We start from the raw sequence: 26,924 nt of genomic DNA, 5'->3' as shown, positions 1-26,924 counted from the left end.
GAAAGGGGGAAGATCGAGGCCTTCTTCACCCCCGATTTCCAATCCGCCAACGCCACGCTTGTCAGAAGCATCCGGGATAGACAAATTACCTGTGTCTTAGAGGAGTTACCGTCTGTGGCCCATCACGATCCGATCCATCTGATCGCGCCGCGCGCGGGCCTCGCCCAGCTCAACGAGCGTTCCCGCGACATCTTTCGTCAAATCGTCGAAAGCTATCTCGCGACCGGGGAGCCGGTGGGCTCGCGCAATATTTCGCGCCTGATTGCCATGCCGCTTTCGCCGGCCTCGGTCCGCAACGTCATGGCCGATCTGGAACAGCTTGGCCTAATCTACGCCCCGCACACCTCCGCCGGCCGATTGCCGACGGAACTTGGCCTGCGGTTCTTCGTCGATGCCCTGATGCAGGTCGGCGACCTCAATGACAGTGAACGGCAGGCGATCCAGAGCCAGTTGACCTCCGTCGGCCACGCGCAATCGGTGGAGGCTGCGCTCGAGGAGGCATTGACGCGGCTCTCCGGCCTGACCCGCGCCGCCGCCGTCGTGCTGACGCCGAAATCCAATGCGCGGCTGAAACATATCGAATTCGTCCGCTTGGAACCGGAAAAGGCATTGGTGATCCTGGTCGGCGAGGACGGGCAGGTCGAAAATCGCGTGTTGACGCTGCCGCCGGGAGTTCCATCCTCGGCGTTGACCGAAGCCGGCAACTTCCTCAATGCCCGCATTCGGGGCCGGACCCTGGCCGAGGCGCGGCTGGAGCTCGAGACCGCGCTCGGAGAGGCGCGCACCGAGCTCGATCAGCTGACGCACAAGGTGATCTCGGCCGGCATCGCCAGCTGGTCCGGCGGCGAGAACGAGGATCGTCAGCTCATCGTCCGCGGCCACGCCAATCTGCTCGAGGATTTGCATGCGCTGGAGGATCTCGAGCGCGTTCGCCTGCTGTTCGACGATCTCGAGACCAAGCGCGGCGTGATCGACCTGCTCGGCCGGGCCGAAACCGCGGAAGGCGTGCGGATCTTCATCGGCAGTGAGAACAAGCTGTTCTCGCTGTCGGGTTCGTCCACCATCATCTCGCCCTATCGGGACGCCGCCGGCCATATCGTCGGCGTTTTGGGCGTGATCGGGCCGACGCGGCTGAATTATGCCCGCGTGATCCCCACCGTGGACTACGCTGCCCGCATCGTCAGCCGGCTCTTGGGGGGCTGACCGGCGGCCGGGCCGATCACGGGCGCTTGATTTTCGCCGCCCGAAGCACGATATCCGGGCCAGAAACCCCCTGAGACGAATGCGAAAAGAGAGCCGATGACCGATCGAGACCGGCAACCCGAAGACACGAGTGCTGCGGCCGGCGAGCCCGTGGTGTCAAAACCCTACATCATGCCCGACGATCCCGAGCCCGGCTCCGTCGAGCTTCTGCAGAAGGAAGTCGCCGAGGCGCGCGACCGCATGCTGCGGACGCTGGCCGAAATGGAGAATTTGCGCAAGCGGACCACCAAGGAGGTCGCGGATGCCCGCCTCTACGGCATCACCGGCTTTGCCCGCGACGTGCTCGACATCGCCGACAACCTGCAGCGCGCGCTCGATGCCGTTCCGGCCGAAGCCCGTGCGGCGGCCGATGCAGGCCTCGCCTCGCTGATCGAGGGCGTCGAGCTGACTGAGCGCTCGCTGCTCAGCGCGCTGGAAAAACACGGCGTGAAGAAGTTCGACCCCTCGGGCCAGAAGTTCGACCCGAACTTCCAGCAGGCGATGTTCGAGGTGCCCGATGCGTCGGTGCCCGCAGGCACGGTCGTGCAGGTCATGCAGGCCGGCTACACCATCGGCGAGCGCGTGCTGCGTCCCGCCTTGGTCGGTGTCGCCAAGGGCGGCGCCAAGGCTGCGCCCGCTGCCAACAGCAACGAGCCGAACGGCGCGGCCAACTAAGTCGATCCTCATGGCGAGGAGGCGCGTCAGCGCCGTCTCGAACCATGCAGGCCGCGCTGCTGCATCGCGGCCTTCATCCTTCGAGACGCGCGCGAAGAAGCGCGCTCCTCAGGCTGAGGGTCTTGCAGTTTTTTGACCGGGCCTACGCGCTCGCCGCGATATCCGCGGACTGAATCCGCTTCACGCCGGCCTTTGCCATGTCGGCCCAGGCTTTTGCCAGCGAACCCTGATTGTCGATGCCGCGGCAGGCGTCTTCCACCACATAGACCTCGAAGCCCGCCTTGCGCGCGTCGAGCGCGGTCCAGGCGACGCAGAAATCCGTCGCCAGCCCCGCGACGAAGACGCGCTTGATCTTGCGCGCCTTCAGATAGCCGGCGAGACCGGTCGAGGTCTTGCCGTCGGCTTCGAGGAAGGCCGAATAGCTGTCGACGTCCTTGTGAAAACCCTTGCGGATGATGAGCTCGGCGTGCGGGATCGCAAGGTCTTTCGACAGCGCGGCGCCGTCGGTGCCCTGCACGCAATGGTCGGGCCACAGCACCTGCTTGCCGTAGGGAAGATCGACGGTCTCGAACGGCTTCTTGCCGGCGTGGACTGACGCGAAGGAAATATGGCCTTGCGTGTGCCAGTCCTGCGTCATCACCACGTTCGAAAATGCTTTCGAGATCTTGTTGATGACGGGCACCACCTGCTCGCCTTCCTTCACGGCGAGGCTGCCGCCGGGCAGGAAGCAATTCTGCACGTCGATCACGAGCAGCGCGGATGCATCGTCCGGCTTGATCGATGCCGCTGCCAGAACTGCGGTTGGCGCGAGCGCCACGAGCGCGCTCGTCCCGAGCGCCGCCAAGACTTGTCGCCGATCCAGCATCATTCGCCTCCCTCCAGGATGAACTCAACGGAGGGGGAGCCTAGTTCCGTTCGTATACGAACAGAAGCCCGAAAATGCAGCCGGCTTTGGTGAGTGGTTGGGCTTGAGCCGCGGGTTCGGTGCACCTCTCCCGCTTGCGGATGCTGCTAGCCCTTCGGCTGGATGCCGTCGCGGACCGCGCGGAAGCGGGTGAAGGCGGCCGGCCATTGCTCGCGCGGGGCGCTGGCGATGATGCGCAGCGAGGCGCCGCCGCTGCTGAAGCGGATCCACTGCACCACGGTCACCGGCGTCTTGTCCTTGCCGCTGACGCCGTCGATCCGGGTCTCGAAACCCTGCTGGCCGCTGATGCGGATCGGCTCGGACATGGTGACGCGCGACTCGCGCACGCCGGGAATCTGGAGCGCCGCCTCTTGGGCGAAGCGGGCGCGGTCGTCGGCGGCTTGCGGTGTGGCGCCAATCACGCCGAGGATGATAAACGGCTTCGATTCATAGCCGGAGCTCTCGTCGCCGTCGGCCAGGATGATACTCGAGCCCGGCGCCAGCGTGCGGACGTCCTTGAAGTCGGCGAGATCGGTGATCTTGAACGGCATCAGTGCGATCTGCTCTTCGGCCGAGACCTGCTTCCGGGTGACGACGCTCGCGAACATCTGCCGCACCGCCTCGTCGGTGTAGATCTTGATCGCATTCTCCGGAATCTGCACCGCGACGTAGCCGGAGAAGCCGGCGCCCGGCACGATCATCGAATAGCGCCGCACTGGCGTCTCGCCCGCCTTGCCGCTCTCCGTGGTGAAATAGGCCACGCCCGCGGGCGTCTCGATCTTGTCCTGCTTGACGCCGTTGGTGCCGGCCGGGTTGGAGTTGAAGGCGCTCACGACCTCGCCATAGGCGGCCGGCGGCAGCTCCGTGATCAGCACCTTGACGTTGCCGTCCTCGCTCTCGAAGCCGGGAAAGGTCTTGGCCGTGCTGAGGCCGACCAATGGCACCATGCCGAGGCGCAAGCCGGGTGGGAAAACGGCGTCGGCGGCCAGAGCCGGAAGCGTAGAGGCGACGAGGAGGGCGAGCGCGGCGAGGGGGCGGATCAGCTTCATGGGCACTCTGATTGGTTCACATTGAGGCCGTTCGATGGTGGCCAGCCGGCCGCTTTGTCGCGCGAGGCAGCCCGAGGACGAGCCCGGCCGGCTGCCCGCCTTTTAACGGTTTTGGTCTGGCCGCAACAGGGCGGGGCGGGATGCGGTAGCGGATGCCGGCCAATCGCGGACCTGTTAATAATTCCTCACCCGCAAGGGCGGTGCAGCCCGGATATGTTCTTCCAAAACCCAATGTTTTCACGGCCGAAACTTGCGTTCGGTCCTTGCAGGCACCTCCCCCCCTCCTATATGACCCCCAACCATCGCAATATCGCGAATGTTTGATCTTAGGGGGTTTCGGTTCGGGTGCCTTCTGGGCCCAGCCAGCCTGCCGCAAAAACAAGGATACAGGACCATGGGAAAGGTCATCGGGATCGACCTCGGCACCACGAATTCGTGCGTCGCCGTAATGGATGGCAAGAACGCCAAAGTCATCGAGAATTCCGAAGGCATGCGCACGACGCCTTCGATCGTCGCCGTGACGGACGACGGTGAGCGCCTCGTCGGCCAGCCGGCCAAGCGCCAGGCCGTCACCAATCCCGAGCGCACGTTCTTCGCAGTGAAGCGCCTGATCGGCCGCCGCTACGACGACCCGATGGTCGAGAAGGACAAGAAGCTCGTTCCGTACAAGATCGTGAAGGCTTCCAACGGCGACGCCTGGGTCGAGGCCGACGGCCAGACCTACTCGCCCTCGCAGGTCTCGGCGTTCATCCTGCAGAAGATGAAGGAGACCGCGGAAGCCCATCTCGGCCAGAAGGTCGACCAGGCCGTCATCACCGTGCCCGCCTACTTCAACGACGCCCAGCGCCAGGCGACCAAGGACGCCGGCAAGATCGCGGGCCTTGAAGTGCTGCGCATCATCAACGAGCCGACCGCGGCCGCGCTCGCCTACGGCCTCGACAAGACCAAGGCCGGCACGATCGCCGTGTACGATCTCGGCGGCGGCACGTTCGATATCTCGATTCTCGAAATCGGCGACGGCGTGTTCGAGGTGAAGTCGACCAACGGCGACACCTTCCTCGGCGGCGAAGACTTCGACATGCGCCTGGTCGGCTATCTCGCCGACGAATTCCAGAAGGAGCAGGGCATCAACCTGCGCAACGACAAGCTCGCGTTGCAGCGCCTAAAGGAAGCCGCCGAAAAGGCCAAGATCGAGCTGTCGTCGACGACGCAGACCGAGATCAACCTGCCCTTCATCACCGCGGACCAGACCGGCCCGAAGCATCTGACGATGAAGCTCACCCGCGCCAAGTTCGAGGCGCTGGTCGATGACCTCGTTCAGAAGACCGTCGAGCCCTGCCGCAAGGCGCTGAAGGATGCCGGCCTCACCGCCGCCGAGATCGGCGAAGTGGTGCTGGTCGGCGGCATGTCGCGCATGCCGAAGGTCCAGGAAGTCGTGAAGCAGCTGTTCGGCAAGGAGCCGCACAAGGGCGTCAACCCAGACGAAGTCGTGGCGATCGGCGCCGCGATCCAGGCCGGCGTGCTTCAGGGCGACGTCAAGGACGTGCTGCTGCTCGACGTGACCCCGCTGTCGCTGGGCATCGAGACTCTGGGCGGCGTGTTCACCCGCATCATCGACCGCAACACCACGATCCCGACCAAGAAGAGCCAGGTGTTCTCGACCGCCGAGGACAGCCAGAACGCGGTCACCATCCGCGTCTTCCAGGGCGAGCGTGAAATGGCGGCCGACAACAAGATGCTCGGCCAGTTCGACCTGATGGGCATTCCGCCGGCCCCGCGCGGCATGCCGCAGATCGAGGTGACCTTCGACATCGACGCCAACGGTATCGTCAACGTCTCGGCCAAGGACAAGGCCACGTCCAAGGAGCAGCAGATCCGCATCCAGGCCTCCGGCGGTCTGTCGGAAGCCGACATCGAGAAGATGGTCAAGGACGCCGAGGCCAATGCCGAGGCGGACAAGAAGCGCCGCGAGGCCGTGACTGCCAAAAACGACGCGGATGGACTGGTGCATTCGACTGAGAAGGCACTGGCCGAGCACGGTTCGAAGGTCGCCGAGACCGAGCGCCGCGCCATCGAGGATGCCGTCAGCGACCTCAAGGAAGCGCTGAAGGGCGACGATGCCGAAGCGATCAAGGCCAAGACCCAAACGCTGGCCCAGGCTTCGATGAAGCTCGGCGAGGCCATGTACAAGCAGCAGGCCGAGGCCGACGCCAAGAAGGATGCGGCCAAGGACGACGTCGTCGACGCGGAATTCACCGAAGTCGACGACGACAAGACCAACAAGAAGTCCGCCTGAACCCCGCGAGGGTGATGATGCGGACGGCTTGGACCCTCCACACGCCAACGGCCTCCTCCCTCGCGGGGGAGGCCATCGTGTCGGGCTCGACAAGCCAAGGCACTGATAAAATCGGCACTGATAAAATCGGGGCCGTTACGATCGATCAATTCCCAGCCGTTATTCTGAACACTGCCGTGCAATCCTCTGCCGCGAGGCGGAAGGGTGCTTATATCGCTGCATGGCGACGTTGCTTCGCTCCGACTTGAATCGCGATCGGATAGACCGAGCTCATCATGTCCACGTCCACCAAGCGCTGCTACTACGAAACCCTCGAAGTCGAACGCGATGCCGACGATTCCGCGCTGAAATCGTCGTTCCGCAAGCTGGCGATGAAGTTTCACCCCGACCGTAATCCCGGGGACAACACCAGCGAAGTCAAGTTCAAGGAAATCAACGAGGCCTACGAGGTCCTGAAAGACAAGGACAAGCGCGCCGCCTATGACCGTTACGGCCATGCCGCCTTCGAGCAGGGCGGCGGTGGCGGCGCCGGTTTCGGCGCGGGCTTCGCCTCCTCCTTTTCCGACATTTTCGAAGATTTGTTCGGCATGGCCGGACAGCGCGGGGGCCGTGGCGGCCGCGAGCGCGGCGCCGACCTGCGCTACAACATGGAAATCACGCTCGAGGAAGCTTTTGGCGGCAAGACCGCGCAGATCGAGATCCCGGTCTCGGTCACTTGCGAAGCCTGCTCGGGCATCGGAGCCAAGGCCGGTACCAAGCCGAAGACCTGCTCGACCTGCGGCGGCGCCGGACGCGTACGGCAGTCGCAGGGCTTCTTCACGCTGGAGCGAACCTGTCCGGGCTGCCAGGGCCGCGGCCAGATGATCGAGGACGCCTGCCCGTCCTGCTCGGGTCAGGGGCGCGTCACCCGCGAGCGGACGCTGTCGGTCAACATTCCCCCTGGAGTCGAGGACGGCACCAGGATCAGGCTTGCCGGCGAGGGCGAGGCCGGGGTCCGCGGCGGCCCGCCCGGCGACCTCTACATCTTCCTGTCGCTGGCCCAGCACCAGTTCTTCCAGCGCGACGGCGCCGATCTGCATTGCCGCGTGCCGATCTCGATGGTGACGGCGGCGCTTGGCGGCGAGTTCGAGGTGCCGACCATCGAGAAGGGCAAGACCAAGGTGAAGGTCCCTGCGGGGACCCAGTCCAGCCGTCGATTCCGCATCGCATCAAAAGGCATGCCGGTGCTGCGCTCGCGCCAGATGGGCGACATGTACGTTCAGGTCGTGGTCGAGACCCCGCAAAATCTCACCAAAAAGCAGCAGGAATTGCTGGCCGAGTTCGACAAACTCTCCTCCGGCAACACCCAGCCGGAATCCGAGGGTTTCTTCACCAAGGTCAAGGATTTCTTCGGTAATCGGGCGAGTTGACGCGTCTTGACCGTGCCGCTTTCGGCCTATACGTCTTTATGACCATTTTCTGACACGCCGCGGTCCCGCGGTCCCGGCCGGTCCCGACATGCCATTGCCATCGTCCGCGCGTGCGTTGAAGAAGCCCCGTCTCGATGACGAGGTGCGTTTTCTCCGGTCATGGATCGAAAAGCCCCTGCACATGGGTGCGGTGATGCCGTCGGGCAAGCTGCTGGCCCGGACCATGGCCCATTACGTCGACGTCAATTCGGACGCACCGGTGGTCGAGCTTGGGCCCGGCACCGGCGCCATCACCTCGGCCCTGGTCGAGCGCGGCGTCGATCAGAAACGTCTCGTCCTCGTCGAATACAATCCGGGCTTCTGCGCCCTGCTGCGCGACCGCTATCCGCAGGCCAAGGTGGTGCAGGGCGATGCCTATCGTCTGCGCGACACCCTGTGGAACGTGCTGAGCGCGCCGGCCTCCGCGGTCGTCTCCGGCCTGCCGCTGGTCACAAAACCGATGCTGACGCGGCTGCGGCTCATCCGCGACGCCTTCACGGCCCTGGCGCCCGGTGCGCCCTTCGTCCAGTTCACCTATGCGGTGGTGCCGCCGATTCCGAAATCGCTGCCCGGCGTGTCCACAGAGGCCTCCGAACGGATCTGGATGAACCTTCCGCCGGCCCGCGTCTGGGTGTATCGCAAGGACTAATTCCGCCGGCATTCCTGTTTGCGTGGCGGTCTCGTTTCGCCGAACGCATGGAAGCGGATGTCCGCACCGAAAATTCTGATCATTCCCGGCTCCCTGCGCACCGGCTCGCAAAATGCGAAGCTGGCAGCGGTCGCTGCCTATGCATTCGATCAGGCCGGTGTCGACGTCACCCGGATCTCGCTCGCCGATTTTCCGCTGCCGATTTATGACGGCGACCTGCAGGCCAAATCCGGTGTGCCGAAGCACGCGATCAATCTCAAGCGCATGATCGGCGCGCATCATGGCGTGTTGATCGTCTCGCCCGAATACAACGCCTCGGTGCCGCCGCTGCTGAAGAACGCGATCGACTGGGTCAGCCGCGTGCATGAGCTGCACGAGCCGCGCGGCGAGGTGTTCCGCAACCGCGTCTTCGCGCTCGCCGGCGCCTCGCAGAGCCGGCTTGGCGCGGCTCGCGCGCTGCAGGCGTTGCGGCTGATCCTGACCTCCTGCCACGCCAATGTGATTGCCAGCCAGCTGACGCTCGCCTTTGCCGACCAGGCCTATGACGATATGGACAGGCTGAAGCACGAGGGCGATATCGCCGCGTTGAAGGAACTGGTGCGGCAGTTGATCGACGTTTCCCAACGCATGATGTGAGGTGACATGACGCCAGCCGAGATTGCCCCGAAAGACCGCCTGATCGTCGCGCTCGATCTGCCCAGCGTTGATGCCGCGGAAGCTATGGTCAACCGGCTCGGCGACAGCGTCACCTTCTACAAGATCGGCTATCGGCTCGCTTATGCCGGCGGCTTGCCGCTGGTCGGCAAGCTCGCCGACCAGGGCAAGAAGGTCTTTCTCGATCTCAAGCTGCACGACATCGGCAACACCGTGGCGCAGGGCGTCGACAGCATCACAAGGCTCGGCGCGACCTTCCTCACCGTGCACGCTTATCCGCAGACCATGAAGGGTGCCGTCGAAGGTCGCGGCAGCTCGAACCTGAAGATCCTCGCCGTCACTGTTCTGACGTCCTACAACGAGGACGATCTGCACGCGGCAGGCTTCCGGCTCGGCGTCTCCGAGCTCGTCGAAGCGCGCGCGCAGCAGGCGCAGGTGCTCGGCATCGACGGGCTGGTATCGTCGCCCGAGGAAGTCGGAGCCTTGCGCAAGATCGTCGGCCACCAGATGAGCCTCGTCACCCCCGGCATCCGGCCGGCGGGCGCCGCGAGCGGCGACCAGAAACGCATCATGACGCCGGGCCGCGCGATTGCGGCCGGCGCGGATTATCTCGTGGTCGGGCGGCCGGTGGTGGAAGCCACGGACTCCAGGGCGATCGCCGAGGCCATCCAGGCCGAGATCGCGCAAGCGCTCGGCTAACTACCAACACAGGGAGAAGAACAATGGCAAAAGGCTACTGGATCGGACGCGTCGACGTGAGCAGTGACGAGGGCTACAAGCCCTATGCCGTCGCCAATGGTCCGATCTTCAAGAAATGGGGTGGCCGCTTCGTCGTCCGCGCCGGCAAGTTCACCACCGTCGAAGGCGCCAGCCGCACCCGCAATGTCGTGATCGAATTCCCGGACTACGAGACCGCGATCGCCTGCTACAACTCGCCGGAATACCAGGCCAACATCAAGGTGCGCCAGCCGCACTCCGTCGCCGACCTCATCGTCATCGAGGGCTATGACGGCCCGCAACCGTCAGACGGCTGAGGCGCGAACTCCTCTTATTACTCTTGCCGAAATGCTCGGCCTGCATGGTTCGCCCGGCGATGCAGAGCATCGTCCGGAACGCCCGCCTTGCGGGCTCCTCACCATGAGGGTCTGATATCTTGCCGCAAGACGCGACCTCATCCTGAGGGCCGCCACAGGCGGGCGTCTCGAAGGATGGCCGCAGGCGACCTGCCCCTAATCCCCCTCGGTTGCCGGAACTGCATCCCCCCGCTACAACGGCCGTGAGAGGATCGCACCATGTCCGATATGCGCTTGATCGTTGCTGGAGCCGGCGGCCGGATGGGCCGGGCGCTGACGCGGGCGATTGCCGAGACCAAAGGCGCGGTGCTGGCCGGCGCGCTGGAGGCGCCGGGCTCGGAGCTGCTCGGCAAGGATGCCGGCGTGCTGGCAGGTCTGCCGGCCAATGGCATCAAACTCTCCGGCGATCTCTGGGCGATGTCGAAGGACGCCGACGGCATTCTGGATTTCACCGTGCCCGCGGCGACCCTCGCCAATGTCGCGATCGCCGCCGAGCGCGGCCTCGTGCACGTGGTCGGAACGACCGGCCTGTCGGGCTCCGACAACGCCGTGATCAAGAGCGTCACCAACCGCGCCGTCGTGGTGCAGTCCGGCAATATGAGCCTGGGTGTCAATCTGCTTGCCGCTGTGGTCAAGCGAGTCGCCAAGGCGCTCGACGAGAGCTTCGACATCGAGATCGTCGAGACCCATCACCGCATGAAGATCGACGCGCCCTCGGGCACGGCACTGATGCTGGGCCAGGCCGCAGCTAGCGGCCGCGGCATCGCGCTCGACGAGCATGCAGACCGCGGCCGCGACGGCATCACCGGCGCACGCAAGCCCGGCGACATCGGCTTTGCGTCGTTGCGCGGCGGCACCGCGGCCGGCGATCACAGCGTGAGCTTCCTCGGCGCGTTCGAGCGCCTGACGCTGTCGCATCACGCGGAGGATCGCATGCTGTTCGCCCACGGCGCGCTGAAAGCCGCGCTCTGGGCGCATGGCAAGAAGCCGGGGCACTACTCCATGGCCGACGTACTCGGCCTGTCCGACATCTGAACGAAGCATGATCCGGAAAAGTGTGAAGCGGTTTTCCGACAAGATCATGCTTAAACAACGAACGAAACGGAAAAGCAGTCGATGAGCGAACGTCTTCTCGTGCTGGTGCGGCACGGCCAGAGCGAATGGAATCTGAAGAACCTCTTCACGGGCTGGAAGGATCCTGATCTCACCGAGCTCGGCGTCAAGGAAGCCTCGGAAGCCGGCCGCAAGCTGAAGGCGCAGGGTCTCGTGTTCGACGTTGCATACACCTCGGTCTTGACGCGCGCACAGCACACGCTCGATCTCATTCTCGGCGAGCTCGACCAGAAGGGCCTGTCGACGACGAAGAACCTCGCGCTGAACGAGCGCGACTATGGCGATCTCTCCGGTCTCAACAAGGATGACGCCCGCAAGAAATGGGGCGAGGACCAGGTGCTGATCTGGCGCCGCTCCTACGACGTGCCGCCGCCCGGTGGCGAAAGCCTGAAGGACACGCTGGCGCGCGCGCTGCCGTATTACGTGCAGGAGATCCTGCCCGGCGTGCTCAACGGCAAGCGCACATTGGTCGCGGCTCACGGCAATTCGCTGCGCGCGCTGATCATGGTGCTGGAAAAGCTCTCGCCCGAAGGCATTTTGAAGCGCGAGCTCGCCACCGGCGTGCCGATCATCTACCGGCTCAATGCGGATTCGACGGTGGCATCGAAGCTGGATCTGGCGGGATAAAGACGTTCGCGCGCGACTGAGTCCCGCCAAGCACTCGGTGTCGTCCTGGCTTTCGCCAGGACGACTAAGTGGGGCAGTTTACGCGTGGCAACTCTTACTGCAGCCCCAGCTGCCCGGCCTCCCAGCCCAGCATCGCCTGCTTGCGAGTGATGCCCCAGTGGTAGCCGGTGAGCGTGCCGCTCTTGCCGAGCGCGCGGTGGCAGGGCACGACGAAGGACACCGGGTTCTTGCCGACGGCGGCGCCGACGGCGCGTGACGCTTTCGGGCTGTTGATGTTGCAGGCGATGTCCGAATAGGACACCGCGCGGCCCATCGGGATCTTCAGCAAGGTCTCCCACACCCGCACCTCGAAATCGGTACCGATCATCACCACGCGCAGCGGCTGGTCCGGCCGCCAGAGTTTTGTGTCGAAGATGCGCTGCGCCAATGGTGCGGTACCTTCGTGATCCTCGACGTAAGTTGCGTTCCGCCATCGCCGCGTCATATCGGCAAGCGCCACCTGTTCCTCACCGGGATCGGCGAAAGCGAGTCCCGACAATCCGCGATCGGTCGCGATCACGATCGCGGTGCCGAACGGTGAGTGATGGAAGCCGTAGCGCAAGGTGAGGCCGGCGCCGCCGTTCTTCCATTCGCCCGGCGACATCGCCTCATGGGTGACGAAGAGATCGTGCAGCCGGCCCGGACCCGACAAACCGGAGTCAAGCGCGGCGTCGAGGATACTCGCCGAATCCCTGAGCAAGCCCTTGGCGTGATCGAGCGTGAGCGCCTGCATAAAAGCCTTCGGCGTGATCGAGGCCCAGCGGCGGAACAGATGGTGCAGCTCGTCCGGGGTGACGCCGGCCGCATCCGCCATCGCCTCGATGGTCGGCTGCGTGCGCCATTTTTCGGAGATGAAGGCGATCGCCCGGCGCACGGAATCATAGTCGCGCATCGCGGCGTTCTGGGAGCCCGGCCCGGCCAGGCGCTGGTCATGTATCGCGAGTGTCATCATGCCTGGAAATGTAGGAGGGGGCGGGGTACGAAACCACCCGATTTCCGATCCGCAAATCAGGTCACCGGATTGTAGGTCGGACCGCGCCTGGCGGCATTTAAGGCCTCAACCAAACCCTTGTAGAAACTTGCCTTTTCGTCCGGCCCCAGGAAGCGGGCGATCTGGATCTGGTGACCTCGCGAGATCAGATAGAGGTGCTCGATGCCAAAATCCTCGTCGATTTCCATGTCGAGTCGAACCCAGAGCGGATTGAAGGTCCATTCGACGACCTGGCCATGCTGGCTGACGCGCCGCACGCGCAATTCAGATGGCGTGACCACGATCTCCTCGCTGGCCCGCGCCGCACGGAAATTGGCCTTGAAAGCCCACCAGATCACCAGCACGTCGAGGCCGAAAAAGCCGAACACCGGCCAGGCGCCCATCATCAGGAAGACGAGGCCGGTGACGAAGCTGACGGCGCTCAGGAACAGCATCACGGCGAGGAAGCCGGTGCGGTTCAGCGAGCGGTGCGGCGTCAGGCGCGCGGAAAAGATCTGAGGCTCAGCCTCGCTTGCAGATCGTTCGCGCTCAATTTCATTGCCTGTGCTCATCGTCCCTCAGTATATCCCGATCATGGCGAAAATCACCCGCACGCCGGCCCCCCGCAAAACGTCCGTGCCGAAGAAAAAGGCGAAGGTGGCCGCCGCGAAGCCCAAGGCCCCCGGCAAGAAATCTCTCAAAGCCATGAAACCCTGGACGCCGCCCGAAGTCCGCGAGGCCTTCAGCCGTTTCCGCAAGGCTAACCCGGAGCCAAAGGGGGAGCTCGAGCACGTCAATCCGTTCACGCTGCTGGTTGCCGTGGTGCTGTCGGCACAGGCGACTGACGCCGGCGTCAACAAGGCGACGCGCGCGCTGTTTGCGGTCGCCGACACGCCCCAGAAGATGCTTGACCTCGGCGAGGAACGCCTGCGCGAGTACATCAAGACCATCGGGCTCTATCGCACCAAGGCCAGAAACGTCATCGCGCTGTCGGCGAAGCTGCTCAGCGAGTTCGGCGGCGAGGTGCCGCGCACGCGCGTCGGGATCGAGTCGTTGCCCGGCGCCGGGCGCAAGACCGCCAATGTCGTGCTCAACATGGCCTTCGGCGAGCACACCATGGCGGTCGATACGCATGTCTTCCGCGTCGGCAACCGGACCGGACTTGCGCCCGGCAAGACGCCGCTGGAGGTCGAGCTCGGTCTCGAAAAGGTGATCCCGGCCGAGTTCATGCTGCATGCCCATCATTGGCTGATCCTGCATGGCCGCTATACTTGCCTCGCGCGCAAGCCGCGCTGCGAGGTTTGCCTGATCAACGATCTCTGCCGGTGGCCGGAAAAGACGGTCTGAAAATAGCGTTCGGGAAAGTGGTTTGGAGTCTAGCGTGAGTCAGCAGGAACAAATCTCGCCATCGCCACCTCCTGCTACACCGCCGCCGCCACCGAAGCCAACGCAGCCACCGGCGAGTTCGCTCTGGAGCCGGCTCGCGATTCCGCTGTTCGCGGTGATCGTCGCGCTCGGCTTCGTCGCGCTTGCAACGCAGCGCTTCGACGAATGGGTCGGCAATTCGGTGGTCCAGACCACCAACGACGCCTATGTGCGCGCCGAGCTGACGCGGCTCGCCAGTCGCGTCTCCGGCGAAGTGCTGACCGTCGGGGTCACCGACTTCCAGCGCGTCAAGGCCGGCGATCTCCTGATCCAGATCGATCCTGCCGACTATGAGACGCAAGTCGCGCAGGCCGAAGCGGCGGTCGCCGCTGCGCAGGCCGTGCTCGACAATCTGGCGAACCAGATCGAGCTGCAATATGCGACGATTGCGCAGGCGCAAGCCGCGCGGCTCTCGGCCGAAGCCGTGGAGGTCGAGGCGCGGCAGGAGCAGGAGCGTCAGCAGTCGCTGTCGCAGACCGAATCCGGTACGCGGCAGCGCTTCGAACAGGCGGTCGCAGGCTATGCCAAGGCGCAGGCCGACGTGCGCGCGAGCCGCGCCGTGATCGCGGCCCAGCAGCATCAGCTCGAAGTCCTGCAAGGCACCAGGAAGCAGCGCGCGGCCGATCTCGAAGCGACCAAGGCGACGCTGGCGAGCGCGAAGCTAAAGCTCGGCTACACCAAGATATCCGCGCCGTTCGATGGCGTCGTCGGCGAGCGACAGGTCCAGCCCGGCGACTACGTCAACATCGGCACCAACCTCATCAACGTCGTGCCGTTGCCGAAGGTCTATGTGATCGCGAATTACAAGGAGACCCAGCTTACCCACGTCGCACCGGGTCAGCCGGTCGAGATCACCGTCGACAGTTTCCCGCGCGAGAAGCTGCGCGGCCGGGTCGAGCGCATTGCGCCCGCGACCGGCGCGCAGGTCGCGCTGCTGCCACCGGACAACGCAACCGGCAACTTCACCAAAGTCGTGCAGCGCATTCCCGTGCGCATCCAGTTCGACGACAACCAGCCGCTGCTGGCGCGGCTGGTGCCGGGCATGTCGGTCGTCACCAGCATCGACACCAAGGCCGGCAATGGCGGAAAATGACGATTCCAGTCGCGGACCGCTCTCGCGCGGCGGCGTCGCCCCGCAGCCGCTGTTTGCGGTGGCGGCGGTGCTGCTCGGCTCGTTCCTCGCCAATTTTGACAGCCGGCTGACCACGATTGGCCTGCCGGACCTGCGCGGCGCGTTCTCGCTCTCGTTCGACGAAGGCGCATGGCTCTCCACGGCGGGCATCGGCTCGCAGATCTTCATCGCGCCCGCGGTGGCCTGGCTTGCCACCGTATTCGGCCTGCGTCGCGTGCTGGGTATCCCCAGCCTCGTCTATGCCGCGGTCTCGCTGATCATCCCGTTCGTGCACGACTATCCGACATTGCTCGCGCTCAGCGTCGTGCATGGCCTCCTGCTCGGCACCTTCGTGCCGGCGACGCTGATGATCGTGTTCCGCAATTTACCGATCCGCTGGTGGCTTCCGGCGATCTCGATCTATTCGATCCGCGTCGGCTTCGCGCTCGATACATCGAGCTCGCTGGTCGGCTTCTATGTCGACCATCTCGGCTGGCAATGGCTGTACTGGCAGAGCGTCCTGATCGCGCCGCTGATGGGCCTGATGGTCTATTGGGGCACGCCGAACGAGCCGGTGAATCGCGCTTTGCTGCGCGACGCCGATTGGGGCGGCATGCTGCTGCTCGGCGCCGGCGTCTCGATGATCTATGCCGGGCTCGACCAGGGCAACCGTCTGGACTGGCTGGGGTCGGGGACTGTGATGGCGTTGATCATTGCCGGCGCGGTGCTGGTCGCGGGCTTCCTCGTCAACGAGTCCCTGGTGCGGCAGCCCTGGGCGCATGTGAACGTCTTGTTCTCGCGCAATATCGGCCTGGGGCTGGTCCTGATCCTGCTCTACACGCTGACCAGCCTCTCCAACGCCTCGCTGGTGCCGAATTTCCTCGCCACCATCGCCCTGCTCAGGCCGGAGCAGAGTGGCTTGCTGCTGCTCACCTATGGCGCCTTGCCAATGTTCGTGCTGGTGCCGCTCTCGATCTGGCTGCTGCGGCATTTCGATACGCGCACGGTGGTGGTCGTGGGATTTGCCTGTTTCGCCGCCGCCAATCTCTGGGGCACGCAGCTCAGCCATGATTGGGCGCGCGAGGATTTCGCGGGCATCGTGCTGCTCCAGGCGATCGGGCAGTCGCTGACCTTGCTGCCGCTGATCATCACGCTGCTGTCCAACTCCGATCCGAGCCGTGCGACCTCGTTTGCCGCCTATATCCAGATCATGCGGCTCGGTGGCGCCGAGATCGGCGTCGCGTTGATGGGGACGTGGCTGCGCGTCCGCGAGCAGATCCATTCCTTCTATCTCGGCCAGAATCTCGGTGTCGGCGACGTCGACGTGGTCCGCATGCTGAAACAGCTCGCCGACCATTTTGCGGCCCATGGTGCCGGCTCGGCACAGGCACGCGCGGTCGGTACGCTCGCCGGCCTCGTCCAGCGCGAGGCCAATGTGCTCGCCTATATCGACGGCTTCTGGCTGTGCTTCTGGGTCGCGATGGCGGCGCTCGGCGTCGTCGCCCTAGTCACCCGTGCCCCGCCCGGCCCGTTCACGCCGGCGCCGTTCGGCTTCGCCAGGATGCTGTTGCGCAGATGCGGAGTGCCCCTGACGTAGGTTCAGGATCCAGACGACCCACGCGCCGAGCGACGGTCCGGGTTGGCTCTGACTATAACGTCAGACCACAAGCCCGACGGATGGCGATCTGAACCGGCGAGGGTGGCAACGCCGGGTCGAACTCGCCTGTTGGCAGCAGCGGCGGCTGTGCCATGAAACGCGGGCGCTTCCCCCGGTGAGGTTGCGCGGCGTGAACCAGGAATGGATGGCAGAGATAAACGGTCCCTGCCGCACCGATTGCCAGTTCAACGTCGCAATCTTCCGTAGAAGCGTAACCGTTGGCAGAGATCTGCTCCAGCGTTGCGCCTGCATCGCCATAGGGCAGCAGCTCCCGGGCGATGGTGGCGTGCGAACCTTTCCGTATCTTCGTTGGCGCATCCTCAGGGCCTACGCCCGAGAACAGGAAGAGCATTAGCAATGCGCGTCCGCTGCTCTTCACATTGACGCGCCACTGCATGAAATCCGGATTATCGAAGCCGAAACTCATGTCCACATGCCAGCCATCATCACCAGGGGATTCCGGTGAGGGAAAGCGGACCGGAAAAGTTCCGAGCGCATTGGGCGCGATCCAGCGGCGGTCACCCGCGAGTTGGTCATAGGCTTCGTGCAGGATCGGCGTGTTGGCGGCTTCAATGAATGGTGGCGAGGTCTTGGATCCCACCCGAATGACCGGCTGGGTCCAGCTTTCGGGCTCGTGTGGCGATAGACCAATATCCGCCCACAATTCGTCCCTGCATTGTTCCGCAAGGTGCGTGCTGAAGGCGTTCTCGATCTTGATGAAACCGTCGTCGATGAAGTTTAGGACCCGATGAGAGGTCACGCCGATGCGCTCGGTTTTGGGCATTGCACATTTCTCCGTTCGGCCACCGCGTCAGCGCAGCCGTCTTGATCTGATTGGCGCGATACGCCGGAACGACTTGGTCGCTCAGATCAGCGGGAAGAATGTGGACATGAAAATCATGCTGCGTACCTTACGGCGGCGGAGAGCAAAATCAAGACAAGCGGGACGCAGAGCGCCTCTACGAGGGGGCGTCGTACGAGCGCGCCGCCAAGTCCGCTTGACCTACCGCATCTGCCGCGCCGGCTCGATCAGCTCGGGCCGCGGACCTGACAGCCGCTTGTGCATGTGAACCATGAAGGCCATGGCGAAGATCGGCGTCGCCAGATTGACGATCGGGATCGAGACGAAGGCTGCGATGAACAGGCCCGCGGTGAAGATGGTGGCGGCGTTGTCGCGCCGCATCGCCTTGGCTTCCTCCGGCGAGCGAAACCGCATCGCCGCGAGCTCGAAATATTCGCGGCCGAGCAGCCAGGCCGTGGCGAGGAAGAAGACCAGGAAACCGGCGCCGGCGAAAAGCACCAGCGGTAATGCGACCAGATAGACCAGGATCGTCAGCAGCGAGGTCTTGACGCCCTCGTAGATCGCCTGGCTGAACGGCAGCGCGATCCCCGGCCGCTCCGCCGGATAGTGCTCGCGCTCGACGATGTCGGCGACGTCGTCGACGAACACGCTCGCAACCAGGGAGGTGATCGCGGGCATCAGGAACACAGCCCCGAACACGACGCCGAGGCCCGCGGCGATCGAAATGATCCAGGACAACACCTCGAGCGATGAGTGCCAACCCGGACCGAGCAGGCCTTCCAGCCACGCCTCGCCATAGGTCGCAAACCAGCTCAGCAGCCGCTGCAAGCCGATCGCCAGCACGATGATCAGCACCAGTGCGACGCCGATCGACCGCCACAGGATCGAGCGCATCGGCGGCGAGATCATTTGTGACAGCGCCTTGACGGCGGCATCCAGCATGGGAGTTCCTCTCACGAAATCACCCGCGAGAGGTAGACACCCCGGGCCACTTCGGCAAGGGAGATCGGCGGCACCGCTTATGGCCGGATTGACCGCTGGCATCAACGAAGCCACGATGAATTCGGCAAGACCGTTGCTCCACCAACCCGCTTGACAACAAGCGGAACCAGCGCGGCAAAGGAACAGGCGCATATGGCGATGGAAGAATCGGCGGACGGATTGCCGCTTGCAGGCGTGCGCGTGGTCGAGATGACCCACATGGTCATGGGCCCGACCTGCGGCATGATCCTGGCGCAGCTCGGAGCCGACGTGATCAAGGTCGAGCCGCCTGCGGGCGACAAGACCCGGAGCTTGGGGGGCATGGGGACCGCCTTTTTCCCATTGTTCAACCGCGGCAAGCGCAGCGTGGTGCTGGATTTCGAGAAGACTGAGGATCGCGACACCATGCACCGGCTGCTGGCGACCGCCGACGTGTTCCTTGAGAATTTTCGCGACGGCCAGCTCGGTAAGCAGGGGCTTGGCGCGGACGAATTGCGCCGCCGGCATCCGGGTCTGATCATTGCCGGCCACAAGGGATTCCTCTCCGGTCCCTACGAGCACCGCCCCGCGCTCGACGAGGTGGTGCAGATGATGGCGGGCCTTGCCGCCATGACCGGCACCAGCGAAAAGCCCCAGCGCGTCGGCTCGTCCGCCAACGACATCATGGGCGGCATGTTCGGTGTGATCGCGATCCTCGCGGCGCTCTATCAGAAGCGCGGAGGAAAACGCGACGGCGCCGACATCCGCATCGGCCTGTTCGAGAACTGCCTGTTTCTGGTTGCCCAGCACATGGTCGAATACGAGATGACCGGGAACAAGCCGCGCTCGATGCCGGAGCGCGAGCATGCCTGGCCAATCTATGACATCTTCGAGACCGCCGGCGGCGAGCGCATCTTCATCGGCGTCGTCACCGAAGGCCATTGGCAGAGCTTTTGCCGCGAGTTCGGCCTGACTGAATTCCTCGATGATCCCGCCTTGCGCACCACGACCGATCGCATCCTGGCGCGTGGCCGGATCATTCCGCGCGCGGCCGGGATCATCAGGCAGTGGGACGTGGCAAGACTGTCCGAGAGGCTCGATGCGCTCAACATCTGCTTTTCGCCGATCAACCGGCCCGAGGATCTCTTCACCGATCCGCATGTGCTGCGGCCGGGCGGGCTCGTCAACAATGTCACCGCCGACGGCAAGCCGTTCCGGGTGCCGGCGCTGCCGATCGAATGGAACGGCAGCCATATCGGCGAAGGCCTGAGGGTCGCGCCGCTCGGCGCCGACACTGCGGCCGTTCGCGCCGAGATCGACAATGAAAATGAAGATGTCACGTCAAAAACAACAGGGAGGCGCGGATGAGCCGGATTCAGGAGATTTACCCCGCAGAACGCGTCAGCCTGCGCGAAGTCGGCCTGCGCGACGGGCTCCAGCTCGTGAAGAAAATTCCGTCCACCGACGCCAAGCAACGCTGGGTGCGCGAGGAATATGCCGCTGGCGTGCGGCATTTCGAGGTCGGCTCGTTCCTGCCGGCGAAGACTTTTCCGCAATTCGTCGATGTTCGTGATGTCGTCGCGACCGTCGCTTCATTGTCCGGCGCGCATGGCATCGCGCTTGCGCTCAACGAACGCGGCGTGAACGAGGCGCTGGAATCCGGCGTCGGCGAAATCGCCTCCGTGGTCTCTGCGACGGAAGAGCACAGCCAGGCCAATGCGCACCGCTCGCGCGAGTCCGCCATCGCCAATCTGAAACGCCTGTGCGAGATGCGCGATGCCACCAGCCACAAGCCGCTCGTCAACGCGGCGATCTCGATGGCGCTGGGCTGCTCGATCACCGGGGCGGTCGACCCTGCAGAAGTGCTGCGGCTGGTCGACAAATGCCTCGAAGCCGGTGTCGATTTCGTCGGCATCGCCGACACCGTGGGCTATGCCGGGCCGAAGCAGGTGGCGGAGCTGACGCGCGCCGCGGTGAAGCTCGCAGGGTCGAAGCCGATCTGCATCCATCTACACGATACCCGCGGCATGGGCATCGCGAACGCGGCCGCGGCGCTCGACGAAGGCGCGCGGATCCTCGACGGCTCGCTCGGCGGCGTCGGTGGCTGCCCCTTCGCCCCCGGTGCGACCGGCAATGTCGTGTTCGAGGATCTCGTGTTCCTGTGCGAGAGCAAGGGCTTTGCGACCGGCATCGATTTGGAGAAGCTGATCACGGTGCGCAGGATCCTGCGCGAGGAGATGCCGAACGAGCAGCTCTACGGCGGCCTCGCTCGGGCGGGATTGCCGGGTGGGAGCGCGGCGAAGGCGGCTTAAATCCGCAAGCGGAACGCCCTTCCCTTCTCCCCCTTGCGGGAGAAGGTGGCGCGAAGCGCCGGATGAGGGGTCTCTCTCCGCAAGCTCGAAGGAAAGTAGTCGCGGAGACATACCCCTCACCCGTCTCGCCGCTTCGCGGCGAGCCACCCTCTCTCACAAGGGGAGAGGGGAACGCACCGCCTGCGCGGCAAATCTACTCATGCCGGTGCGCGTGCTGGCGTGCCTTCGTCGGCTCCGCTTCGTCCAGGCTACGCGCATCTTACCGCGTTTCGTGAACGGTGCGAGAGAGAAGGCGCTCGCTCACAGCCGCGTTGCCCGTAGCCGCAGCGCGTTTCCAACGACGCTGACCGAGGACAGCGCCATCGCGGCCGCGGCGATGATCGGCGACAGCAGCACGCCGAACGTTGGATAAAGGATTCCGGCCGCGATCGGAATGCCTGCGGCGTTGTAGATGAAGGCAAAGAACAGGTTTTGCCGGATGTTGCTCATCGTCGCCTGCGACAATTTTCGCGCACGCACGATGCCGGTCAGATCGCCCTTCAGCAAGGTGACGCCGGCGCTCTCCATCGCCACGTCCGTGCCGGTGCCCATGGCGATGCCGACTTCGGCTGCGGCCAGCGCTGGCGCGTCGTTGACGCCGTCGCCAGCCATCGCGACGCTGCGGCCGGCCTTCTGCAGCTTTGTCACCACCGCGCTCTTCTGATCCGGCAGCACCTCGGCCTCGACATCGGCGATGCCGAGCCTGCGCGCGACAGCCTCCGCCGTCGTGCGGTTGTCGCCGGTCAGCATGATGACCTTGATGCCTTCGGCCGCGAGTGCCTTCAGCGCCTCCGGCGTGGAAGCCTTGACCGGATCGGCGATCGCGAACAGGCCGGCGAGCCGGCCGTCGACGGCCATGTTGATCACGGTCGCGCCATCGCCGCGCAGCCGTTCGGCCTCGCCATCGAGCGTTTTGGTGTCGATGCCGATCGACATCAGATATTTGGCATTGCCGAGCACGATGGTTTTGGCGTCGACCTTGCCGGTGGCGCCCTTGCCTGTCGGCGAATCGAATTGCTCGACCTGGCCCAGCGCGAGCTGCTTCTCCTTCGCCGCGCGCATGATCGCGTCGGCCAGAGGATGCTCGCTGGCGCGCTCCACGCTGGCGGCCAAGCGGAGGATGTCATCTTCCGCAAAGCCGGCCGCCGGCACGATCGCGACCACCTTCGGCTTGCCCTCGGTCAGCGTGCCGGTCTTGTCGACCACCAGCGTGTCGATCTTCTCCATCCGTTCCAACGCCTCGGCGTTCTTGATCAGCACGCCTGCCTGCGCGCCGCGGCCGACGCCGACCATGATCGACATCGGAGTCGCCAGGCCAAGCGCGCAGGGGCAGGCGATGATCAGCACGCTGACGGCGGCGACGAGGCCGAAGGCCAGCCGCGGCTCCGGTCCGAACCAGGCCCAGGCTGCGAACGCGATGACGGCAACGGCGATCACCGCCGGCACGAACCAGCCCGCGACCTGGTCGGCGAGACGCTGGATCGGCGCGCGCGAGCGCTGCGCGTCCGCGACCATCTGCACGATCTGCGACAGCAGCGTCTCACGCCCGACCTTCTCGGCGCGCATGATGAAGCTGCCGGACTGGTTGAGCGTGCCGGCGATCACCTTCGCGCCCGTCTCCTTGGTGACCGGCATGGATTCGCCTGTTACCAGCGACTCGTCGAGCGAGGAGCGGCCTTCCAGAATGACGCCGTCGACCGGCACTTTTTCGCCCGGCCGCACGCGCAGGCTGTCACCGGCATGAAGGGCGTCGATTTCGACCTCATGCTCGCTACCGTCGGCATCGACGCGGCGCGCGGTCTTCGGAGCGAGCTGCAGCAGCGCCTTGATCGCACCTGAGGTCGCGTCGCGTGCGCGCAGCTCCAGCACCTGCCCGAGCAGCACCAGCACGGTGATGACCGCCGCGGCCTCGAAATAAACCGCGACCGCGCCTTCATGGCCGCGGAAGGTGGCCGGGAAAATCTGCGGCGTGATGGTGCCGATCAGGCTGTAGACATAGGCGACGCCCGTGCCCATCGCGATCAGCGTGAACATGTTGAGGTTGCGCGTCAGCAGCGACTGCCAGCCGCGGACGAAGAACGGCCAGCCGGCCCACAGCACCACTGGCGTTGCAAAGACGAGCTGGATCCGATTCGACAGCGTCGCATCGATCCAATTGTGCGGGCCCGCGAGATGGCCGCCCATCTCCAGCACGACGGCCGGCAGCGCCAGCGCGCCGCCGATCCAGAACCGCCGCGTCATGTCGGCAAGCTCGGGATTGGGACCGGTCTCCAGGCTCGCCACTTCCGGCTCCAGCGCCATGCCGCAGATCGGGCAGGTGCCGGGTCCGGCCTGGCGGATCTGCGGATGCATCGGGCAGGTGTAGATCGTGCCTGCGGGCATCTCGGGCTCGGGTGTCTTGTCCTTGGCGAGATATTTTGCGGGGTCGGCGGCGAATTTGCTGCGGCAGCCGGCCGAGCAGAAATGGAAGGTCGCGCCGTGATGATCGAAGCGGTGCTTGGACGTCGCGGGATCGACCGTCATGCCGCAGACGGGATCGCGGACTTTTGCCGCGGCGCGGTGGTCATGCGCGTGATAGCCGTGCGCGCCGCAGCATGAGGCAGCCGCGGGCTTCTCGACCGGGACAGCCTTACTGGAACAGCCGCAGCCGGAATGTGTTTCCGGCTTGCGATGGTGCTCGTGTTCGGCGTCGTTCATTGCCACGCTCCGGCCTTGCAAGTGATACCCCAGGGGGGTATATAGTCCGCATGCGCAAGGACATCAAGGCATCCGTCGGAAAACGTCTCGGCCGGATCGAGGGGCAGGTTCGCGGCCTCTCGAAAATGGTCGAGGAAGACCGCTATTGCATCGACATCGTCACGCAGATCTCGGCGGTGCGCGCCGCGCTGCGCCGGGTCGAGGAAGAGGTTCTGAAAGATCACGTCGCCCATTGCGTCGAGCATGCGATCGCGAGCGGCGACAAGGCGGACCAGCGCGAGAAGATCGCGGAGCTGATGGCGGTGATTGGGCGGGCGGAGCGGTAGATCGCCGTCATTGTGAGGAGCGTAGCGACGAAGCAATCCAGACTGCTCAGGCAGAGACCTGGATTGCTTCGCTGCGCTCGCAATGACGATAGTGGAGCGACGGCTACGCCGCCCGTTCGCGCGCCCGACCGCGCCGCCTTGGGCGGTCCATGGCCAGCTTCTTCAGCCGCCGGAAGCGCTCCGAGACGGTGACGCGATCGACCGTCTCCGCTGGGTGCGCGCTCACTTCTTCAGCCGGAATCGGCGCCTCTTCGTCAATCGTTTCAGGAACGAGCGGCGGCGCACGGAACGTTTCTGGAAACACACCGAAGGTGCCGGCTACCTCCTCGAGCGGCTTCTGCTTGTCGGCCCAGTGCAAGGCGGTGTAGTCGAAGCCGTGCACGATGGTGGGTTTGACGACTTCGAAATAGGGCGAGATGTCGAAGTCGCGGGGCATGTAGAGCGAGGAATCGCGGATGTGCAGGATCTCGCGGCGGGCAGCACGGCTGCCGGCCTTGGTGATCTTGGGCAGGATCGGGTAACGCACGGCGTCGAACGCTTGCGCGATCAGGGCCGAGCAGATGATCTTGGTGGGATCGCCCGAGCCGATCGAGATCATGCGCCGCCGCCAGCGCTGCGGGATCGGCAGCGGAAACAGAAAGCGCATCAGGTCGACGATGTTCTTGGTGTCGTAGCCGAAGCCGATGCGGTTGATTGCATAGCGGCAGACCGTGGTGCGGTCCTCATAGGACAGCCCGACCGGGCGGCAGACGCGGGTGTGATAGGGAAAATATTTCGACAGCGGCGCGGAGGTGACGCCTTCGCCGATATTGGCCTCGATCAGCACGTGCGGCTCGCCGTCGGGCTCTTCCGCACCCTCGATCGGGCCGACATAGAGTGCGCCGTGGGACCAGGTCGACTGCGTCAGATATTTGATGATGCCAGAGATGCGGTTGTTGCCCTCGACCAGCAGCACGTCGCCGGGCTCGATGACGCCGCGCAGATGCTCCGGGTCGCTCGGCGTGAACGGCTCATAGCCCGGCACCTCCTTCGAGAGGTACGCGGCAATCAGCTTGCCGACTGAGTCCAGGACCGTCCCCATTTCAAAACTCCCCCACGGCCTTTTCCGGCCGTCTTTTTCTCTTCTCTACCATGGTCGGAACGTGTTGCAATTCGGTTCATCGATTTGTGACATCAAGCACGATTGATTCACCATGATGGTTGCCGCGCAACATCAGATACGGCAAGGTTCGCTAGCTGTTCCCGTTTGCCGCAAGTCTCCGGAAACCATGACATGACAATCACGCGCCGCAGCTTCCTATCGGCGTCGGCGGGCCTTGCCGCGATGCCGGTCCTGCGCGCAACCGCCGCGACCCTGCCGCGCGAGGCTGACATTGTCGTGATCGGCGCGGGCGCGGCGGGAATTGCCGCGGCGCGGCGTATCATGGCGGCCAATCGCAAGGTCGTGGTGGTGGAGGCTGCGTCGCAGATCGGCGGCCGCTGCATCACGGATACGACCACCTTCGACACGCCGTTCGATCGCGGCGCGCGCTGGATGCACAATCCCGACACCAATCCGATGATCCGGCTGGCGCGCAGTGCCGGGCTCGACGTTCTGCCGGCGCCCTCAGGCCAGAAGATGCGCATCGGCCGCCGCAACGCACGGGCCGGCGAGACCGAGGAGTTCCTGGCGGCGTTGGTCCGGGCCAACCGCGCCATCGACGAGGCCGCGCGCGGCAAGCTCGATACCGCCTGCGCCTCGGTGCTGCCGAAGGATCTCGGCGACTGGGCCGGGGCGGCCGAGTTCATGTTGGGTGCGAGCTTCGCCGGCAAGGACCTGAAGGAGCTGTCTGTGATCGACAAGGCGCGTGCACAGGATCGCAACGCCGCGATCGCCTGCCGCCAGGGCCTGGGGACCCTGATCACCAAACTGGGTGAGCAGGCGCCGGTCGCACTGTCGACACCGGCGAGCCGGATCGTCTGGAGCAATCGCGACGTCAGCGTGGAGACACAGGCCGGCAGGATCGCCGCCCGCGCGGCCATCATTACGGTCTCGACTAATGTCCTGACCTCGGGCGCGATCAAGTTCGGGCCTGACATTCCGAAGCGCACGCTCGATGCCGCATCAAAGCTCACGCTCGGGAGCTACGATCACATCGTGCTGCAGCTACCGGGCAATCCGCTCGGCCTGTCGCGCGACGACATCCTGATCGAGCAGAGCAACTCGACGCGCGCGGCGCTGATGTTCGCCAATATCGGCGGCTCCTCGCTGTGCTCGATCGATGTCGGCGGCTCGTTCGGCCGTGATCTCACCCAGCAAGGCGAGAAGGCGATGACGGCCTTCGCCAGAGAATGGATCACGAAGCTGTTCGGCAGCGAGGTCGCCGCAGCCGTGCAGAAAGCCAGCGTGACGCGCTGGAACGCCTCGCCGTTCGTGATGGGTGCGATGTCGGCGGCCTCGCCCGGCGGTCAGTTCTCGCGAAGAATCCTCGCCGAGCCGATCGGCAACATGTTCCTCGCCGGCGAAGCCACGCACGAGACGCTCTGGGGCACCGTCGACGGCGCCTGGGAAAGCGGCGAGCGCGCCGCGGACGCGGCCTTGCGCAAGATCGGCGCGCTCAAGGACGAGCCGGCCGACGTCCCGACGCAGTCCACGAAGAAGCGGCGAGCGCCGCGGCAATAGGCAATTGACCTGGACAAGCGCAGCGCAGATCCAGGACCCATGACCCCAGAAGTCGTTTGGCGAAGACTTGTGGTGGCCAGCTCGCGCTACAAACGCTGGGGTAATGGGTCCCCTGAGTTCACAAACGAAGTGCAACACTTCCATCTGGAGGTGTTGCCATGGGGCGGACTTACAAACAGCTCTCCCTTGACGAT

The 26,924-nt window shown here is 64.8% G+C and carries 25 protein-coding genes; 17 read left to right on the top strand and 8 right to left on the bottom strand.

Annotation, left to right across the window (positions count from 1 at the left end; genetic code table 11):
• Window positions 1–114: 114 nt before the first annotated feature.
• Together hrcA and grpE are read left to right on the top strand one after the other, a co-directional pair.
• Window positions 115–1,203, top strand: a complete 1,089-nt coding sequence (hrcA, locus tag IVB36_RS00530; RefSeq protein WP_007598483.1) for a heat-inducible transcriptional repressor HrcA — start codon at window positions 115–117, stop codon at window positions 1,201–1,203.
• Window positions 1,204–1,299: 96 nt separating this feature from the next.
• Window positions 1,300–1,917, top strand: a complete 618-nt coding sequence (gene grpE / locus IVB36_RS00525) for a nucleotide exchange factor GrpE (RefSeq protein ID WP_085349936.1) — start codon at window positions 1,300–1,302, stop codon at window positions 1,915–1,917.
• Between the two features lie 142 nt (window positions 1,918–2,059).
• Here grpE and pncA read toward each other — a convergent pair whose 3' ends face one another.
• Window positions 2,060–2,782, bottom strand: coding sequence for a bifunctional nicotinamidase/pyrazinamidase (pncA, locus tag IVB36_RS00520; protein ID WP_247390188.1), 723 nt, complete (start codon window positions 2,780–2,782; stop codon window positions 2,060–2,062).
• A 146-nt stretch (window positions 2,783–2,928) separates the two neighbouring features.
• A complete protein-coding gene (locus IVB36_RS00515) occupies window positions 2,929–3,870 on the bottom strand; it encodes a hypothetical protein (protein WP_018459606.1) in 942 nt (313 codons plus the stop codon).
• Between the two features lie 394 nt (window positions 3,871–4,264).
• Between IVB36_RS00515 and dnaK the strand changes: the two genes are divergently transcribed.
• The 8 genes from dnaK (at window position 4,265) to IVB36_RS00475 (ending at window position 11,730) form a co-directional block, all read left to right on the top strand.
• Window positions 4,265–6,166, top strand: coding sequence for a molecular chaperone DnaK (gene dnaK / locus IVB36_RS00510; RefSeq protein ID WP_007598490.1), 1,902 nt, complete (start codon window positions 4,265–4,267; stop codon window positions 6,164–6,166).
• 275 nt (window positions 6,167–6,441) lie between these two features.
• Complete coding sequence (gene dnaJ / locus IVB36_RS00505; RefSeq protein WP_018459605.1) at window positions 6,442–7,575, top strand: molecular chaperone DnaJ; 1,134 nt, start codon at window positions 6,442–6,444, stop codon at window positions 7,573–7,575.
• A gap of 88 nt (window positions 7,576–7,663) precedes the next feature.
• The gene (locus IVB36_RS00500) at window positions 7,664–8,263 is read left to right on the top strand and encodes an rRNA adenine N-6-methyltransferase family protein (RefSeq protein WP_007598495.1); all 600 of its coding nucleotides are present in this window, start codon (window positions 7,664–7,666) and stop codon (window positions 8,261–8,263) included.
• 57 nt (window positions 8,264–8,320) lie between these two features.
• Window positions 8,321–8,899: an NAD(P)H-dependent oxidoreductase gene (locus IVB36_RS00495; RefSeq protein WP_026233850.1), complete on the top strand. Its 579-nt coding sequence runs from the start codon at window positions 8,321–8,323 to the stop codon at window positions 8,897–8,899.
• Between the two features lie 6 nt (window positions 8,900–8,905).
• Window positions 8,906–9,616, top strand: a complete 711-nt coding sequence (pyrF, locus tag IVB36_RS00490) for an orotidine-5'-phosphate decarboxylase (protein ID WP_018459602.1) — start codon at window positions 8,906–8,908, stop codon at window positions 9,614–9,616.
• Between the two features lie 23 nt (window positions 9,617–9,639).
• Entirely contained in the window at window positions 9,640–9,951 is a 312-nt protein-coding gene (locus tag IVB36_RS00485) for a DUF1330 domain-containing protein (RefSeq protein WP_018459601.1), read from the top strand.
• A 258-nt stretch (window positions 9,952–10,209) separates the two neighbouring features.
• A complete protein-coding gene (gene dapB, locus IVB36_RS00480) occupies window positions 10,210–11,025 on the top strand; it encodes a 4-hydroxy-tetrahydrodipicolinate reductase (RefSeq protein WP_018459600.1) in 816 nt (271 codons plus the stop codon).
• Between the two features lie 81 nt (window positions 11,026–11,106).
• Window positions 11,107–11,730, top strand: a complete 624-nt coding sequence (locus IVB36_RS00475) for a 2,3-bisphosphoglycerate-dependent phosphoglycerate mutase (protein ID WP_018459599.1) — start codon at window positions 11,107–11,109, stop codon at window positions 11,728–11,730.
• A 94-nt stretch (window positions 11,731–11,824) separates the two neighbouring features.
• On the opposite strand, the gene IVB36_RS00470 is transcribed toward IVB36_RS00475, so the two are convergent.
• Together IVB36_RS00470 and IVB36_RS00465 are read right to left on the bottom strand one after the other, a co-directional pair.
• Window positions 11,825–12,721, bottom strand: coding sequence for a bifunctional helix-turn-helix domain-containing protein/methylated-DNA--[protein]-cysteine S-methyltransferase (locus IVB36_RS00470; protein ID WP_018459598.1), 897 nt, complete (start codon window positions 12,719–12,721; stop codon window positions 11,825–11,827).
• 56 nt (window positions 12,722–12,777) lie between these two features.
• Window positions 12,778–13,311: a DUF2244 domain-containing protein gene (locus tag IVB36_RS00465; RefSeq protein WP_018459597.1), complete on the bottom strand. Its 534-nt coding sequence runs from the start codon at window positions 13,309–13,311 to the stop codon at window positions 12,778–12,780.
• A 22-nt stretch (window positions 13,312–13,333) separates the two neighbouring features.
• Between IVB36_RS00465 and nth the strand changes: the two genes are divergently transcribed.
• From nth to IVB36_RS00450, 3 genes are read left to right on the top strand one after another with little or no spacing between them, the layout of a single operon-like run.
• Window positions 13,334–14,086: an endonuclease III gene (gene nth, locus IVB36_RS00460; RefSeq protein WP_026233849.1), complete on the top strand. Its 753-nt coding sequence runs from the start codon at window positions 13,334–13,336 to the stop codon at window positions 14,084–14,086.
• Between the two features lie 34 nt (window positions 14,087–14,120).
• On the top strand, window positions 14,121–15,257 hold the full coding sequence (locus IVB36_RS00455; RefSeq protein WP_026233848.1) for an HlyD family secretion protein: 1,137 nt from the start codon (window positions 14,121–14,123) through the stop codon (window positions 15,255–15,257).
• Window positions 15,244–16,872 carry an MFS transporter gene (locus IVB36_RS00450; protein ID WP_018459593.1) on the top strand — a complete coding sequence of 543 codons (1,629 nt, stop codon included), beginning with the start codon at window positions 15,244–15,246 and terminating at the stop codon, window positions 16,870–16,872. Before IVB36_RS00455 ends, IVB36_RS00450 begins: the two co-directional genes overlap by 14 nt.
• Window positions 16,873–16,924: 52 nt before the next feature.
• On the opposite strand, the gene IVB36_RS00445 is transcribed toward IVB36_RS00450, so the two are convergent.
• Window positions 16,925–17,716, bottom strand: a complete 792-nt coding sequence (locus tag IVB36_RS00445) for a phytanoyl-CoA dioxygenase family protein (RefSeq protein ID WP_018459592.1) — start codon at window positions 17,714–17,716, stop codon at window positions 16,925–16,927.
• A gap of 219 nt (window positions 17,717–17,935) precedes the next feature.
• A complete protein-coding gene (locus tag IVB36_RS00440; protein ID WP_247390180.1) occupies window positions 17,936–18,676 on the bottom strand; it encodes a sulfate transporter family protein in 741 nt (246 codons plus the stop codon).
• 192 nt (window positions 18,677–18,868) lie between these two features.
• Here IVB36_RS00440 and IVB36_RS00435 point away from each other — a divergent pair, with 192 nt between their 5' ends.
• Both IVB36_RS00435 and IVB36_RS00430 read left to right on the top strand, forming a co-directional pair.
• A complete protein-coding gene (locus IVB36_RS00435) occupies window positions 18,869–20,062 on the top strand; it encodes a CoA transferase (protein ID WP_018459590.1) in 1,194 nt (397 codons plus the stop codon).
• Window positions 20,059–21,006 (top strand): hydroxymethylglutaryl-CoA lyase, encoded by a 948-nt coding sequence (locus IVB36_RS00430; protein WP_247390178.1) that lies wholly within the window; start codon window positions 20,059–20,061, stop codon window positions 21,004–21,006. Before IVB36_RS00435 ends, IVB36_RS00430 begins: the two co-directional genes overlap by 4 nt.
• A 300-nt stretch (window positions 21,007–21,306) precedes the next feature.
• Here IVB36_RS00430 and IVB36_RS00425 read toward each other — a convergent pair whose 3' ends face one another.
• Window positions 21,307–23,742, bottom strand: a complete 2,436-nt coding sequence (locus tag IVB36_RS00425) for a heavy metal translocating P-type ATPase (protein WP_247295837.1) — start codon at window positions 23,740–23,742, stop codon at window positions 21,307–21,309.
• A gap of 50 nt (window positions 23,743–23,792) precedes the next feature.
• Between IVB36_RS00425 and IVB36_RS00420 the strand changes: the two genes are divergently transcribed.
• Complete coding sequence (locus IVB36_RS00420) at window positions 23,793–24,068, top strand: metal-sensitive transcriptional regulator (protein ID WP_007598521.1); 276 nt, start codon at window positions 23,793–23,795, stop codon at window positions 24,066–24,068.
• A gap of 103 nt (window positions 24,069–24,171) precedes the next feature.
• Here the strand turns inward: IVB36_RS00420 and IVB36_RS00415 are convergent, their stop codons facing one another.
• Window positions 24,172–25,149, bottom strand: coding sequence for a YiiX/YebB-like N1pC/P60 family cysteine hydrolase (locus IVB36_RS00415; RefSeq protein ID WP_018459587.1), 978 nt, complete (start codon window positions 25,147–25,149; stop codon window positions 24,172–24,174).
• A gap of 192 nt (window positions 25,150–25,341) precedes the next feature.
• Between IVB36_RS00415 and IVB36_RS00410 the strand changes: the two genes are divergently transcribed.
• On the top strand, window positions 25,342–26,730 hold the full coding sequence (locus tag IVB36_RS00410; protein WP_247390176.1) for an FAD-dependent oxidoreductase: 1,389 nt from the start codon (window positions 25,342–25,344) through the stop codon (window positions 26,728–26,730).
• Window positions 26,731–26,924 lie beyond the last annotated feature (194 nt).

This window comes from Bradyrhizobium sp. 35, from assembly GCF_023073215.1.
GTDB classification, from domain to species: domain Bacteria; phylum Pseudomonadota; class Alphaproteobacteria; order Rhizobiales; family Xanthobacteraceae; genus Bradyrhizobium; species Bradyrhizobium canariense_D.
This window is presented reverse-complemented; position numbering and strand designations above follow the sequence as displayed.